Source organism: Maribacter sp. 1_MG-2023 (genome assembly GCF_030547005.1).
Lineage (GTDB): Bacteria > Bacteroidota > Bacteroidia > Flavobacteriales > Flavobacteriaceae > Maribacter.
The window spans coordinates 12,854-28,004 of record NZ_JAUOPN010000003.1; the positions used below are offsets into that span (position 1 = coordinate 12,854).

Below are 15,151 nucleotides of genomic sequence, written 5' to 3' on the forward strand. Positions count from 1 at the left end.
CTATTAAAATTGATTCTATTGACTTATGAAATTATTTGACGTTTACCCACTATATAATGTTACTCCCGTTTCCGCAAAAGGTATTGTGGTTACCGATGACAAAGGTCAAGACTATTTAGACTTTTACGGTGGGCATGCCGTAATATCTATTGGACATTCGCACCCACATTATGTGGAGCGCCTAAAAAATCAATTAGATAAAATCGGATTTTATAGTAATGCTGTTCAAAATCCGCTTCAAGTAGAATTAGCCGAAAAATTAGGTGTCGCTTCTGGATGTGAAGATTACAATCTATTTCTGTGTAATTCTGGTGCTGAGGCAAATGAAAATGCACTTAAAATGGCATCTTTTGTTACTGGTAAATCTAAAGTTATCGCTTTTAATAACGGATTTCACGGGCGTACATCTGCTGCAGTAGCGGCAACTGACAATCCATCTATAAATGCCGAATTGAATCAGCAACATGATGTTGTCTTTCTAGACCTAAACGATATCAAAGGCTTTGAACGAGAAATTTCAAAGAATGTCTGTGCCGTAATCATAGAATCGATACAAGGTGTAGGCGGATTGGATGAACCGACTACAGAATTCTCACAACAAGTGGCTTTACTATGTAAAGAAAATGACGCTTTATTAATAGCCGATGAGGTGCAATGCGGATTTGGTAGAAGTGGTAAATTCTTTGGGTTTCAACATCATAACATACAGCCTGATATTATTAGCATTGCAAAAGGAATGGGTAACGGATTTCCTGTTGGTGGCGTTCTTATACACGAAAGTATAAAAGCGAAATACGGAATGCTAGGTACCACTTTTGGTGGAAACCACCTCGCATGCGCAGCTACAATGGCAGTTTTAGAAGTTATTGAAAAAGAAAACTTAATTGCCAATGCCGAAGAACTAGGAGTTTATTTCAATGAAAAGGCTAAAGAAATTCCACAAGTAAAAAGAGTAAAAGGCAGAGGCTTAATGCTCGGGCTAGAATTCGATTTTCAAGTAGCTGATTTGCGCAAAAAATTAATTCATGAGCACCATCTTTTTACCGGTGGAGCGAAAGACAAAACGGTACTTAGAATACTACCTGCATTGAATATTACAAAACAAGATTTAGACGTGTTTTTCACCGCTCTTAAGACTGCTTTATCATGATAAAAACACTCAGCTTAGAAAAAAGAAATGCCGTTCTAAAACGTATGGCAGAATTGGTTCAACAAGAAGAATCTATTTTAATATCTGCAAATGAGAAAGATTTAAATTCTTTCGAATCTGCCGACATCGCAATGATTGACCGATTAAAGGTGGATAAAGATAAGGTAAGAGAAATGGTTTCTTCCTTAAAAAAATTAGCAGCCCTAGCCGACCCTTTACATGTAGAACGTTTTCAATTTACACATGATAACGGCTTAGAAATAAGCAATAAAACGGCTCCGTTCGGCACTATCATGATCATTTATGAATCTAGACCAGACGTAACAATTGAAGCTGCGGGTATTGCTTTTAAATCTGGAAATAAGATTTTATTAAAAGGCGGCAAAGAATCGTTAAACTCTAACTTGGTTTTAGTCAATTTGTGGCATAAAGCTTTAGAATCTTGTGACTGTTCTGAGGATTGGATTACGTACTTAAATTATTCAAGAACAGAAACACAGCAGTTTCTTGAAAATCCTACCCAAAAACTAGATTTGATTGTTCCACGTGGTGGCGAAAAATTGATTGCTTTTGTAAAGCAACATGCTCAGTGCCCTGTAATTGTTAGTGGTCGTGGAAACAACTTTGTATATGTTTCTCATGAAGCAGATTTACAAATGGCTTTAGACGTAATTATCAATGCCAAGACCACTAAAATATCTGCATGTAATGCGGTGGACAAAGTGATTATTTCTAGAGATTTACCTCGTAAGGCTGAATTTCTAAGTCACTTGATTCAAACTTTAAAAAAACATAATGTTGAAATTCTAACCGATGCCAAACTAGCCGGTATGGATGGTACTTCTCAAATGGAAAATGAGTCGGTATGGTATGAAGAATTTTTAGACTATAAAATTGTGATTGGGCAGGTGCCCGATGTTGATGAGGCTATACAATTGATCAACACTTACGGTGGCGGACATTCAGCTGCTATCATCACAAAAGACGAAGAAGAGGCAGAGATTTTTATGCAATCTGTAGATACTGCGGCTGTGTACCATAATGCATCTACCCGTTTTACTGATGGTGGACAATTTGGATTAGGTGGCGAACTAGCAATAAGTACTGACAAATTACACCAACGCGGACCAATTGGCTTGCAGCATTTGGTTACCAATAAATGGTACGTTAAAGGAAATGGACAAGTAAGATAGTTAAGAGTTATCCTGACAAAAAGGAAACAAGCATGTTGAAAAAGAGAATTTTATTAAAATTAGGCTCTAATACCTTAACCAAGGACACTGACCATATCTCTCGTGGTAAAATCGAAGATATTGGTAGGCAAATAGCAGCTTTAAAAGACCAATATGAATTCATCATTGTAAGTTCTGGTGCTATTGCCGCAGCAAAGCAATTCGTAAAATTAGAACATAATGGTGAAGAAATCAATGTAAAACAGGCATTGGCATCTATAGGTCAGCCCCACTTAATGCGTATTTTTCAAGAGAATTTTAGAGAACTAGGTCTTTTTACTTCTCAATGTTTATTGTCCTATTCTGATTTTGAAAAGGAACAAACTAGAGTAAATATTAAAAACACGATAAACGTTCTGGTCGCTAATAATTTCATCCCTATCATTAATGAAAATGATACGGTAGCAACCGATGAGATCAAGTTTGGTGACAACGATAAATTAGCAGGACTAACGGCTTCTCTTTTATCTGCAGATATTCTAATTATTGCCACCAATACTGACGGAATATATACGAAGTCTTCTTTATCGACTTCTACACCAAAAACTATTGAAACAGTATCGGACCTAAGCACCCTACTAAAAGAAATTGGCGAATCTAAATCTACCCATGGCACAGGCGGAATGCAATCTAAATTAGATGCAGCCACTATCGCCCAAAAAGCAGGTATAGAAACTTGGATCACTAATGGTTTAAAAGATCACTTCATTACCGACGCCATTGATAACAACAGCACATTTACAAAAATTAAAGCATCATGAATTACCTTTCTATAAACGATATCGATTCTTTATCTACCTGGGTAAAACAAGCGATTGCCCTAAAAGAGCAACCTAAAAAACATAAAGCTCTTGGGAGTGATAAAACTATAGGTTTGTTATTTTTCAACAACTCACTTCGAACACGTTTAAGCACTCAAAAAGCAGCGATGAATTTAGGTATGGAAGTCATTGTTATGAACTTTGGTAGTGAAGGTTGGGCTTTAGAATATGCTGATGGTACTATTATGGACCAAGGTACTTCTGAACATATAAAAGAAGCTGCACAGGTAATTTCTCAATATTGCGACATCATTGCTATACGTGCTTTTGCAGGTTTAAAAGACAAAGAGTTGGATGAAGCAGAAGAAGTACTGAACGGCTTTAAAACATATGCATCTGTACCTATCGTAAATATGGAAAGCTCTGTTGGGCATCCTTTACAGGCACTAACCGATGCCATTACTTTAGAAGAACATAACTTTAAGAACAACCCAAAAGTAGTTTTGTCTTGGGCGCCACACCCTAGGGCTTTACCACACGCGGTTGCCAATTCATTTATACAAATGATGCAAAAGCAAAATGCTGAATTTGTAATTACGCATCCTGAAGGTTATGAACTAGATTCTAATATTACCAAAGATTCTAAGATTGAATATGATCAAGAAAAGGCGCTAGAAAATGCCGATTTTGTATATGTAAAAAATTGGAGCAGTTATACCGATTACGGTCAAATAAAATCTCAAGATACTACTTGGCAAATGACCTTAAAAAAATTAGGAAAGGCTAAATTTATGCATTGTTTACCCGTACGTAGAAATGTAGTGGTTGCCGATGAAGTTTTAGATAATGAGCAATCATTGGTCATTGAACAAGCGAATAACAGAACATACGCAGCACAATTGGTTCTAAAGAAAATACTGGAAAGCAATGAAAATTAATAAATGGATTTATATCGGCATCGCATTATTTGCACTCATTTTATTTGTAGCAAATATGGTCGATATTGATCATAGTACCGCACATTGGAAAACATATATGGGTCCGGTTAGTAACATTATTCTTATCGTTGCCATGGTACTCATGTTCAAATTTTCTGACGATGAAAAATAAACTAAGCGTTGTGAAAATTGGCGGTAATGTCATTGAGGATGAAAAAGCTTTAGCAATTTTTCTTACTGCATTTGCCAAACTAGACGGACTAAAAATTTTAGTACATGGTGGCGGAAAATTAGCTACCCAACTAGCCACTAAACTAGGTATTGAATCTAAAATGATTGATGGCAGACGTATTACCGATGCCGAAACTGTCGATATAATTACTATGGTTTACGGTGGATTGGCAAACAAGAAAATCGTTGCTCAGCTTCAAGCAAAAAATATTAATGCCATCGGGTTAAGTGGTACTGATGGTGATAGCATACAGGCACATAAACGCCCCGTAAAAGAAATAGATTACGGATTTGTCGGTGATATTGACGGCATAAATTCTGAACTAATCAGCAATCTCTTATCCATCAACCTTACGCCTATTTTCTGTGCACTGTCGCACGATGGTGCCGGACAATTACTGAATACCAATGCAGATACCATAGCATCTGAAATTGCAATCGGTATGGCATCAACCTATGAAACTACTCTTTATTACTGCTTTGAAAAAAAGGGGGTTTTACTAGATATTGCTGATCATAATAGCGTTGTAAAAAATATTAATACAACTACATATAAAGAACTTTTATCAGCAGGAATAATTGCTGATGGCATGCTACCTAAACTTCACAATTGCTTTCATGCATTGAATAATAGCGTAGCAAAAGTATGTTTAGGTGATGTTACGATGCTCGATACAAAAACAGAACTGTTCACAACAATACAACTTTAAGATGAACCAAACAGAACTAACAGAAAGTGCTATAGCATTATTAAAGGAATTAATTTCAATAGAATCTTTTTCTAAGGAAGAAGACAAGACTGCTGATGCAATACAAGCTTGGTTGGCAAAATACGATATCCCTACAGAAAGAGACCTCAACAATATTATTGCGAAGAATAAATTTTGGGACAATTCTAAACCAACCCTACTTTTAAACTCGCATCACGATACCGTTAAGCCTAATAAAGCCTATACCAAAGACCCTTTCTTGCCCCATATTGAAGATGGTAAATTATTCGGATTAGGTAGTAATGATGCAGGTGGACCTTTAGTGTCTCTTTTAGCAACTTTCGTAAACTATTACCATGATAAAAACCTCAGGCATAATATTCTTATGGTCGCTTCTGCAGAAGAAGAAAATGCAGGTGAAAATAGCTTACGCGGATTATTACCAAGACTTCCGCATATAGATGTTGCTATTGTTGGCGAACCAACATTAATGCAACTGGCTATTGCAGAAAAAGGATTAGTAGTTTTCGATGCTGTAGTCAAAGGCACTCCCTCGCATGCAGCGCATCCCAATGATGATAATTCCATCTATAATTCTATCAAAGCATTAGAATGGTTTAAGAACTTTAAATTTGAGAAAACTTCTGAAGCCCTGGGAGATGTAAAAATGACCGTTACTCAAATTAGTGCAGGATCACAACACAATGTTGTGCCAGCACAAGTTGATATGGTAGTTGATGTTCGTGTAAATGACGCCTATAGCAACAAAGAAATTGCAGATTTACTAAAGAAGAATGCGCCATGCGAATTAAAGGAGCGATCTTTACGTCTCAATTCGTCGAAAATAGATAAAGACCATCCGTTAGTAAAATCGGGTATTGCTTTAGGTAGAACAACTTACGGCTCACCTACCCTCTCTGATCAAGCAGCATTAAGTTGCCAGTCATTGAAACTAGGACCTGGAGATAGCACACGCTCTCACTCAGCCAATGAATTTATCTATGTACATGAAATTGAAGAAGGCATAGATTTGTATATTAAAATATTAAAAGGCTACTTGCAATAAACAATAATCATTTAGCAATGTACAATTGATTATTGTTCATTGATAATTGTAAACTGACTTAAAATGAAACTCTGGGATAAAGGATTTAGCACTGATAAAAAGATTGATCATTTCACAGTAGGTAATGACAGAGAACTAGATTTACTATTGGCTAAGTACGATGTCATTGCATCTAGAGCTCATGCCAAAATGTTAGGCGAAATCGGATTGATTACCCCTAAAGAAACTCAAGACCTCGTAAGAGAGTTAAATACTATCGCTGCACGAATAGAAAAAGGAACTTTTACTATCGAAAATTCTTTTGAAGACATGCATTCTAAAATAGAATACATGCTTACCCTTAGTTTAGGCGATACTGGCAAAAAAATACATACCGCACGCTCGAGAAACGATCAAGTTTTAGTGGCTATGCACCTTTATCTAAAAGATGAGTTAACAGAAATTAAATCGATGACAAAGTCGCTCTTTAATCTTCTTTTAGTAAAAGCCCAAGAATATAAAGATGTTATGTTACCAGGGTATACGCATTTACAAATTGCCATGCCTTCTTCGTTCGGACTTTGGTTTTCTGCTTATGCAGAAAGTTTAATTGACGACCTTTATTTTATTGAAGCCGCCTACAAAGTTGCCGACCAAAACCCGTTAGGCAGTGCTGCTGGTTATGGTAGTTCATTTGCTATCGATCGTAGATTTACTACTAAAGAAATGGGCTTTAGCACACTAAAATACAATGTAGTTGCCGCTCAAATGAGTAGAGGAAAAGTGGAAAAAGCAACTGCCTTCGGCATCGCAAATATTGCTGCAACACTTTCTAAAATGGCTATGGACATTTGTTTGTATATGAGTCAGAACTTCAACTTCATTTCTTTCCCCGATGAGTTGACTACGGGTTCTAGCATTATGCCACATAAGAAGAATCCTGATGTTTTTGAATTGGTACGTGGTAAGTGTAATAAATTACAGTCTATACCAAATCAACTTACTTTAATCATAAATAATTTACCAAGCGGTTACCATAGAGATCTACAATTGGTAAAGGAAATTATTGTACCGGCCATTCAAGACATGAAAGCATGTTTAGAAATACTGACATTCAGTTTAAAAGAAATTAAAGTTAATAATGACATCTTAGAAGACCCAAAGTACGACTACTTATTTAGTGTTGATACTTTAAATGAACTTGTACAAAATGGCATGCCTTTTAGAGATGCATACAAGAAAATGGGACAAGAAATTAACGAAGGCACTTTTACCCCTAAAAGAGATATTCACCACACACACGAGGGTAGTTTAGGTAATCTTTGCTTAAAGGAAATTAATGATAAAATGAAGGAGATTTAATTCTCCTTCAAATAGCTATCTGAATAAATTTTGGTAAACTGGGCTCCGAAAGTGACAATTAAACTAGAATACGAGACCCATAGCATTACTAAAATTATGCTTCCTGCGGTACCATAGGTTGAACCTGGCTCTGCTTTACCAAAATAGAACGCAAGAGCATATTTACCTATTAAAAATAGTAACGCAGTTAATGCAGCCCCTACTTTAACTGCTTTCCACCGAACATGGGTACTGGGCAGGTATTTAAACATTGCTCCAAATAAAAGGTAAATAAAGCATAGGGATAGTATAAAATCTAATCCGAAACCTAGCTCTAACATTCCGTCTGGCAAAAGTTTAGAAAGTTGTGTAGAAAAGGCTGACAATAATGAGGTGAGCACAAAACTGACCAATAGTAAAAAGCCTATAATTATTATAAATCCGAAGCCCTTTAATCTCATAAATAAAGTAGATAGCACTTCATTCGAGTATTTTGGTTTTACCTCCCAAATGTCATTTAATGAATTTTGCAACTGATAGAATAATCCTGTTGCACCATAAATTAATACTCCTACCCCAAAAGGGTTGCTACTACAGACAAGGACAGTGTATTATTTGATCATCTTAAGATTAATAACCTCTTGATCGGTCAAATACCTCCAGTGTCCTCTTGGCAAATCTTTTTTAGTAAGACCACCGTAAACAACCCTATCCATTCTTTGAATTGTATATCCTAAATTTTCAAAAATGCGTTCTACAATTTTATTTCTAGAACTATAAATTTCAATACCAACTTCTCTCTTTGGAGCATCAGCAATAAAGCTTACATCTTGTACACGAACTGCCTTTTCATCAACAACTACGCCTTCTTGAATCTTCTTTAAATCGGCACTTCTTAATTCTTGGTCTAAAACCAAATGATAAATCTTACGCATGCCATTTACAGGGCTTTTCAACACCTTGGTCATACTACCATCATTGGTGAACAAAAGTAAACCTGTATGTTCTTTTTCCAATTTATCTACCGGAAGTAATTTTGACTTAGAAGCACTTGATATTAATCCAGAAACGTGTCTTTTCCCTTTTTCGTCACGTACAGTAGTAAGAAAGTCTTTTGGCTTGTTCAGCAATACATATTCTCTCTTCACAGGATTTAATAATTGACCATCGAATTTTACCTCATCGCTCAACTTAACCTTATATCCCATTTCTGTAATAGGCTTTCCATTTACAGTTACATTACCAGCAGCAATGTATATATCTGCATCTCTTCGAGAACATACCCCAGAGTTGGCTACATATTTATTTAGTCTAATAGAATTTGGATCTTGTGGCTTAGCTGGCGTCACATTTTTTTTAATGGGAGCATTACCGCGAGCATAACTCTTCTTTTTAAAATTACCACCTTGCCTACCTGAAGCATTTTTTCCTCTACTAGAATCATCCCTACTCATAACTGTACCAATTTTGCACAAAGGTAGCAAATTGCGTTGCCGTTCAAATAGTTATATGAAACATATTACGAACAACTATAGTATTCTGTTTAAAACAAGGTCAACATCTATGAGTAGAATACCAAAGACTCCCATTACTATAATTAGTTTTAGAATATTATGCAGCCAAACATAGTCCTTACGGGCTTTTGCCTTGAATAAAAGAAATACAAAGAGGACTAGCAATACCACACAAAGCATAAAATAAAAGTTCATATACCCCACATCGAACTTAAAAATAAGCAGTAATGATGGCACAAGAGTCAATAAAATCAATAAACTGATAAGAACTTTAGAAGTTCGTACTCCGTAAAGTATCGGAATAGTTCTGTAATTCTGAGCTAAATCTCCTGAAATATTTTCTAAATCCTTGATCATTTCTCGTGCTAGTATCAATAAAAAAAGAAATACCGCATGCATAAAAATCACTGGCTGAATATTCTTGTAGTAAATGAATACGACAAAGAATGGCGTAATTGCCAAAGTGGCTGAAATAATATTACCCAAAAATGGAATTTTCTTCAACTTATGCGAATAGATCCAAATGCCAAAAATGTATGATGAGAAAAAGAAAACCGCTTTAAACGATACATAACTGGCTGCAATTACCGCAAAAAAATTGAGCACAAAATAGGTCGTTAGCTTAAATCGCTGGCTTACCAAGCGATCCAGCATACTCTTTCGTGGTTTATTGATGAGGTCTTTTTCTGCGTCGTAGAAATTATTGATAATATAACCAGCAGCAATAACCATAGCTGAAGCTATTACGATAACGAAAAGATTAACGTCAAAAACTACTTTACGAACAGGAAGTTCTGGTGCTAAAATATAAATAGACGCTAAATATTGAGCTAGTGCTATAACTAGAATGTTATACCCCCTAACCACTGAAAACAGACTCAGTACTTTTAAAAGTAAGAGTTTATTTCTTCTATTAAGCATGGATGGAAATTACCTAAAAATTATAGACTACTTCTAGTTTATAGTCTTTTAACGCAGTTTTAGCTTTTTCAAAATCTTCGGTAAAACCTAAAATATAACCACCACCACCTGAGCCACAAAGCTTTAAATAGTAATCATTGGTGTCGATTCCGTTTTTCCATAAGGCATGAAATTTTGCAGGAATCATAGGTTTAAAATTATCTAAAACAACATGAGACAATTGCTTTAAATTACCAAACAATGACTGAATATTGCCGTTTACAAAATCTTCTACACAAGCATCTGTATGCTTTATGAATTGATTTTTTAGCATTTTACGAAAACCATCGTTCTTCATTTGCTCCATGAAAATCTGAACCATTGGTGCAGTTTCTCCAATAATACCGCTATCTAATAAAAATACGGCTCCTTTACCTTCTACATTTTGTGAAGGTATGCTAGTAGACTCAATATTGTCTTTAGAGTTTATAAGAATCGGAAGACTTAAGTAACTATTCAATGGATCAAGCCCAGATGATTGACCGTGAAAAAACGACTCCATTTTACCGAATATCGTTTTAAGTTTTAATAATTTTTCTCTGGTTAAGTTCTCCAGAACCGTTATTTTTTCTTGGGCATATTTATCATAAATAGCTGCCACTAAAGCACCACTACTACCAACACCATACCCTTGTGGTATAGAACTGTCAAAATACATACCTTCAGCAACATCAGCTTTTAGAAGGTCTAAATCGAAAGTAACCAAACTTGGTTCCTCAACAGTTAGTTCTTCTAAATAAAGAGCAAATGACTCTAAACTTTCGTTAGATTTTGTTGCCTCTTTTGAAACGCTAGCATCAGATTTCAAAGCTCCCTTATAAAAATTATAGGGTATTGATAATCCTTTGGAATCTTTAATGATACCGTACTCTCCGAAGAGAAGAATTTTTGAATAAAAAAGAGGTCCTTTCATTTTAAAAACTAAGCTAATATTGAAACTTATATAAATATAGTCAAAGATTCACATAAAGTTGAACGTTTTACCTTAAAAGGTTAAACAGAATAGATGAATCATTCTTTTACAAACGTTTTTTATAAAAAAATAGTACATTAATTACCTACAACTTCTTAGCACCCAGACCAATTCGATCACAAATATACTGCCCATTTTGACAAAAAGGCATTAACTTCTCTTTTATAAATGGAAAAACGATATGCTTTTCATTTTCAGGATATAATACATGCACGTTCGCACCTGCATCTAAGGTAAAGCAAACATGGGTATTAGATTCTTGCCTAAATTTCCAAATCGCATTAATTATAGAAAGGGTATTGGGCTTCATTAATATGAAATACGGATTACTCGTCATCATCATAGCATGTAATGTAAGTGCCTCACTTTCTACAATACTTATGAAAGTGTCTAAATTACCATCTACTAAAACCGATTTCAACATCTCTAAATTGGTATGTGCCTGATCAAACCGCTGAGTTGCAAACGGGTGTCCATGCATTAACTCATGACCTACCGTACTGCTCACCTGTTTCTCTCCCTTATCAACCAACAAAATGGTATCATGAAAATTATTAAATACCTCATGTACTGCGTACGGATATTTTATACCGAATAAGTTTGAACTTCCTTCGATTGAAGCTGTTTCGCCCCATTGTACCAAAGGTCCTTCAATACTGCGACATGCACTACCAGAACCTAAACGAGATAAGAACGAAACTTTTCTGCTAAAATATTCATCAGAAATAGACACTGAGAATGACCTTTCCATCTCCATAAAGCATAATGCCAATGCTGACATACCGCTCGCTGATGATGCTATACCACTACTATGAGGAAAAGAATTTGATGTATTTATAACGAAATGGTACTCTTTTAAAAACGGTAAATAGTCTTCTATTCTTTTTAAAAATGTATTTATTTTCGGCTTAAATTCTTCTTTTGCTTCGCCTTCAAACAACAGGTCGAACGAAAACTCATCACTTTTTTGGTCCTTCTTTTTATACTGCACACTGGTTTTTGTAGCACATGCCGCCAATGTAAAACTGATAGATGGGTTAGCGGGAATCTGATTCTCTCTCTTACCCCAATACTTTACCAAAGCAATATTACTGGGCGAAGAATACGATACTGTGCCTTCTTCTTTCAATGTGGTATATGATGCTGGAATAAATTCTTTTTCTGACATTGAATATTCAATTTGTGCAAATATAGTTTTTAGGACTATCAATTAAAATAAATCCTTATTTTAGAGGTAAACACCAACCAATTGAAAAGAAAGCTTACTTACATTCTTATTGGCATTGTCATTTGTTCGGCTATTGGATTTCTTAGCAGCGTAGTCACGCAAAGCTCTGTAAACGGATGGTATATGACACTGAATAAGCCAAGTTTTAACCCGCCAAACTGGATTTTCGCTCCCGTTTGGAGTGCTCTCTATATTATGATGGGTATTTCTGCCGGTTGGGTCTGGGCCAAAGGTTTTCATCATAAATGGGTAAAAACCGGATTGTATCATTTTGGTTTTCAACTACTTTTAAACGGATTGTGGAGTATCGTATTTTTCGGATTAAAACAACCTTTTTATGGGCTGCTCGTAATTATGGTACTTCTCGTCGTTTTATTTCTTACTATTAAATGGTTCAATGTAGTTAGCAAATTTGCAGCCATATTGCTAATTCCGTATTTACTTTGGGTTTGTTTCGCTACGGCATTGAATTACAAAATCTGGGAGCTGAATTAACCTAATTACTCAACTCTAATAATTTGTGCATGGTTCTATAATTTCTGGTAGTTGCCAAAACCTTCAGTTTTCGCTCTATCAAATTATTATTCAATTTTGCTTTGCCATACCCAACTTTACACTTTAAATAAATACAATTATCAGAAATTGAAAACTCTTCGTTCTCGTACGATTCTGCCTTAAACGCAGTAAGCTCTTCAAGTTTCGAAACTTCATTTAGCAATACAAAATAGATTTGCTTTTTTATAATCTCATCTTCCGATTCGAACGGATTATCTTTAAGAATATCACGTAATTGAGATGTTGTTTTTACTATAACAGGCACTTCAAAACCAAAACTTTTTAAAATAGCTTTGGAAATCAATGCTTCTAACTCTGATGTATTTTGCAGTTCACTTTTAAAAACCACATTACCACTTTGAATGTAAGTATTCACATCTTGTAGTTTTAAACCATTGCACAAATCTCGAAATTCTGCCATCGGTATTTTATGTTTTCCGCTGACATTTATCCCTCTTAAAAATGCGATGTATACTTTCATTATTTTTGAATATTTGCATTTAAACCTTCAACTACTCCATTGGCAGCAATAAAACCACCCGTCCAAGCATTTTGAAAATTAAATCCACCAGTAATGGCATCTATATTTATAATTTCTCCTGCAAAATATAGACCTGGCAGAATTTTACTTTCGTAAGTTTTAAAATTGATTTCTTTTAAGTCCACGCCACCGGCCGTAACAAACTCTTCTTTAAAAGTACTTTTTCCATTTACCTGAAAAATACCTGCAGTCAGTTGTTCTGATAATGAAGTTAATTGTTGTTTTGATACTTCTGGCCATGTTGTTGTATCATCTATACCAGCTGCTTTTACCAAGTTTGCCCATAAACGTTTAGGAATATCCAACACCTTGGTTCTTAAAACCGTTTTCTTTTCCACTTGTTTCACCTTAAGGAACAGTTCCAATAATCCATTTTGGTGATAATCCGGCACCCAATTCACTTGAATTTTGAATTGATAATTATACTGCTCTAAAATTCTTGCTCCCCATGCTGAAAGCTTCAAAATTGCCGGTCCGCTCATTCCCCAATGGGTTACCAATAATGGTCCGTCTGAACTTAAACCAGATGCATCTAATTTTGTTTTTCCTGTCTTTTTACCAAAGTTCTTTTTTGGGATTACGTTGACCTCGGCATGTGTAGCCACACCAGGTATATTTGATATACGCTCATCTTTGATATTAAAAGTAAACAATGACGGTACAGGTGGTACAACTGTATGCCCTAATGCTTCAATATACTTCCACATTTTAGGGTTGCTTCCCGTTGCCAAAATGAGCTTTTTACAGTACATAAAACTCTCGCCTACAGCAACCTTCCACTTTTTAACTCCTTCTTCCACAATTTGCTCAATTCCATTTACCGAACAAAGTGTTTTCACCTGAACTCCTAATCTATCAGCCTCTGAAATAAAACAGTCTATAATTGTTTGTGATGAATTACTGACCGGAAACATTCTGCCATCTTCTTCGATCTTTAAAGCCACACCACGTTCTTCAAAAAAACCAACGGTATCACCACTGGCATAGGTATGAAAAGGACCTAAAAGTTCTTTTTCTCCTCTTGGGTAGTTCTTGCTTAAATCTGCCGGATTGAATTCTGCATGCGTAACATTACAACGACCACCACCAGAAATTTTCACCTTGGTGAGTACGTCTTTACCACGCTCTAAAATTGCAATTTTTGTATTTGGTCTCTTCTCTGCGATATGTATTGCCGCATAGAAACCTGCTGCACCACCACCAATTACTAAAACGTCGTACATTATTTTATCCGTTCAGGAAAGTTTGTAATAATACCATCTACCGCGATACGCTTCATAGCTTCAATATCTGCAGGTTCATTTACCGTCCAAGTATAAATTTTAAAACCGGCATCTCTAATCTCATTTGCATTTTCTAAATCTAGATTTTTGAAATACGGATTAATAGCCACGGCGTTCAATTCTTTAGCCACAGGTATGGCATCTAAAGGATTCTCTTCGGTTAAAACGGCGATAGCTACATTCGGATTATGTTCACGCATTTCCTTCAGCTCATCCCAATTAAAACTTGAGATTATAAAGTTTTCAGGTGACCAGTTTCTTTTTTCAATGTAAGAATTCATGATATGATTAACCCTATCTGCAGTTCCAGCTCCTTTCAATTCTATATTCAAGGCAACCTTATTATCAATTAGCTTCAATACATCTTGAAGCATTGGTATTTTATGTCCGCCGTTTACAATAACCTTGTGTAAATCAAATATGTAATAATCTTCAATATTACCTGGTGCATTTGTTAGTCTATCTAATGTTTCGTCATGAAAAACTACAATCTCACCACTTTTAATTTTAAAGACATCAATCTCTATCATATCAACACCCAAATCCATGGCTTTTTGAATAGATGGCAAGGTGTTTTCAGTTTCGTGACCCATAGCACCTCTATGACCAATTACTAACGGTTCTTCTTTCATATTACAGGATGCTAAAGTGATACAAATAAAAGCTAAGGCAATTCTTTTGAGCATATC

16 protein-coding genes and 1 pseudogene are annotated in these 15,151 nt (G+C 35.5%); 9 read left to right on the forward strand and 8 right to left on the reverse strand.

The features are described from left to right. The first annotated feature begins 25 nt into the window (after positions 1-25). From Q4500_RS04660 to argH, 8 genes are all read left to right on the forward strand, one after another. Positions 26-1,150 (forward strand): aspartate aminotransferase family protein, encoded by a 1,125-nt coding sequence (locus tag Q4500_RS04660; protein ID WP_303598568.1) that lies wholly within the window; start codon positions 26-28, stop codon positions 1,148-1,150. Then, positions 1,147-2,343 (forward strand): glutamate-5-semialdehyde dehydrogenase, encoded by a 1,197-nt coding sequence (locus Q4500_RS04665; protein WP_303598569.1) that lies wholly within the window; start codon positions 1,147-1,149, stop codon positions 2,341-2,343. Before Q4500_RS04660 ends, Q4500_RS04665 begins: the two co-directional genes overlap by 4 nt. A 32-nt stretch (positions 2,344-2,375) precedes the next feature. Next, positions 2,376-3,143 carry a glutamate 5-kinase gene (proB, locus tag Q4500_RS04670; protein WP_303598570.1) on the forward strand — a complete coding sequence of 256 codons (768 nt, stop codon included), beginning with the start codon at positions 2,376-2,378 and terminating at the stop codon, positions 3,141-3,143. Next, on the forward strand, positions 3,140-4,081 hold the full coding sequence (locus tag Q4500_RS04675; protein ID WP_303598571.1) for an acetylornithine carbamoyltransferase: 942 nt from the start codon (positions 3,140-3,142) through the stop codon (positions 4,079-4,081). The genes proB and Q4500_RS04675 overlap by 4 nt, the downstream gene beginning before the upstream one ends. Beyond that, complete coding sequence (locus Q4500_RS04680; protein WP_299322270.1) at positions 4,071-4,253, forward strand: hypothetical protein; 183 nt, start codon at positions 4,071-4,073, stop codon at positions 4,251-4,253. The genes Q4500_RS04675 and Q4500_RS04680 overlap by 11 nt, the downstream gene beginning before the upstream one ends. After that, on the forward strand, positions 4,243-5,022 hold the full coding sequence (gene argB, locus Q4500_RS04685; RefSeq protein WP_303598572.1) for an acetylglutamate kinase: 780 nt from the start codon (positions 4,243-4,245) through the stop codon (positions 5,020-5,022). Before Q4500_RS04680 ends, argB begins: the two co-directional genes overlap by 11 nt. Before the next feature lies 1 nt (position 5,023). Next, positions 5,024-6,088 carry a M20 family metallo-hydrolase gene (locus tag Q4500_RS04690; RefSeq protein WP_303598573.1) on the forward strand — a complete coding sequence of 355 codons (1,065 nt, stop codon included), beginning with the start codon at positions 5,024-5,026 and terminating at the stop codon, positions 6,086-6,088. 63 nt (positions 6,089-6,151) lie between these two features. After that, positions 6,152-7,429, forward strand: coding sequence for an argininosuccinate lyase (argH, locus tag Q4500_RS04695; RefSeq protein WP_303598574.1), 1,278 nt, complete (start codon positions 6,152-6,154; stop codon positions 7,427-7,429). Here argH and Q4500_RS04700 read toward each other — a convergent pair. The 5 genes and pseudogenes from Q4500_RS04700 to mvaD all read right to left on the reverse strand — a co-directional run. After that, a pseudogene (locus Q4500_RS04700) lies at positions 7,426-7,977 on the reverse strand (YihY/virulence factor BrkB family protein); the annotation flags it as partial. The gene argH and the pseudogene Q4500_RS04700 sit on opposite strands and share 4 nt — an antisense overlap. A gap of 42 nt (positions 7,978-8,019) precedes the next feature. Then, a complete protein-coding gene (locus Q4500_RS04705; RefSeq protein WP_303598575.1) occupies positions 8,020-8,862 on the reverse strand; it encodes a pseudouridine synthase in 843 nt (280 codons plus the stop codon). Between the two features lie 75 nt (positions 8,863-8,937). Further along, positions 8,938-9,843: a geranylgeranylglycerol-phosphate geranylgeranyltransferase gene (locus Q4500_RS04710; RefSeq protein WP_303598576.1), complete on the reverse strand. Its 906-nt coding sequence runs from the start codon at positions 9,841-9,843 to the stop codon at positions 8,938-8,940. 13 nt (positions 9,844-9,856) lie between these two features. Next, positions 9,857-10,795, reverse strand: a complete 939-nt coding sequence (locus tag Q4500_RS04715; protein ID WP_303598577.1) for a mevalonate kinase — start codon at positions 10,793-10,795, stop codon at positions 9,857-9,859. A 145-nt stretch (positions 10,796-10,940) separates the two neighbouring features. Then, positions 10,941-12,023, reverse strand: a complete 1,083-nt coding sequence (gene mvaD, locus Q4500_RS04720; protein WP_303598578.1) for a diphosphomevalonate decarboxylase — start codon at positions 12,021-12,023, stop codon at positions 10,941-10,943. Positions 12,024-12,104: 81 nt separating this feature from the next. Here mvaD and Q4500_RS04725 point away from each other — a divergent pair, with 81 nt between their 5' ends. Continuing rightward, on the forward strand, positions 12,105-12,578 hold the full coding sequence (locus tag Q4500_RS04725; RefSeq protein WP_303598579.1) for a TspO/MBR family protein: 474 nt from the start codon (positions 12,105-12,107) through the stop codon (positions 12,576-12,578). Between the two features lies 1 nt (position 12,579). Here Q4500_RS04725 and Q4500_RS04730 read toward each other — a convergent pair whose 3' ends face one another. From Q4500_RS04730 to Q4500_RS04740, 3 genes are read right to left on the reverse strand one after another with little or no spacing between them, the layout of a single operon-like run. Next, a complete protein-coding gene (locus tag Q4500_RS04730; RefSeq protein ID WP_303598580.1) occupies positions 12,580-13,119 on the reverse strand; it encodes a DUF1697 domain-containing protein in 540 nt (179 codons plus the stop codon). Beyond that, positions 13,119-14,402, reverse strand: coding sequence for an NAD(P)/FAD-dependent oxidoreductase (locus tag Q4500_RS04735; protein WP_303598581.1), 1,284 nt, complete (start codon positions 14,400-14,402; stop codon positions 13,119-13,121). Before Q4500_RS04735 ends, Q4500_RS04730 begins: the two co-directional genes overlap by 1 nt. Next, positions 14,402-15,148 (reverse strand): glycerophosphodiester phosphodiesterase family protein, encoded by a 747-nt coding sequence (locus tag Q4500_RS04740; protein ID WP_303598582.1) that lies wholly within the window; start codon positions 15,146-15,148, stop codon positions 14,402-14,404. Before Q4500_RS04740 ends, Q4500_RS04735 begins: the two co-directional genes overlap by 1 nt. Positions 15,149-15,151 lie beyond the last annotated feature (3 nt).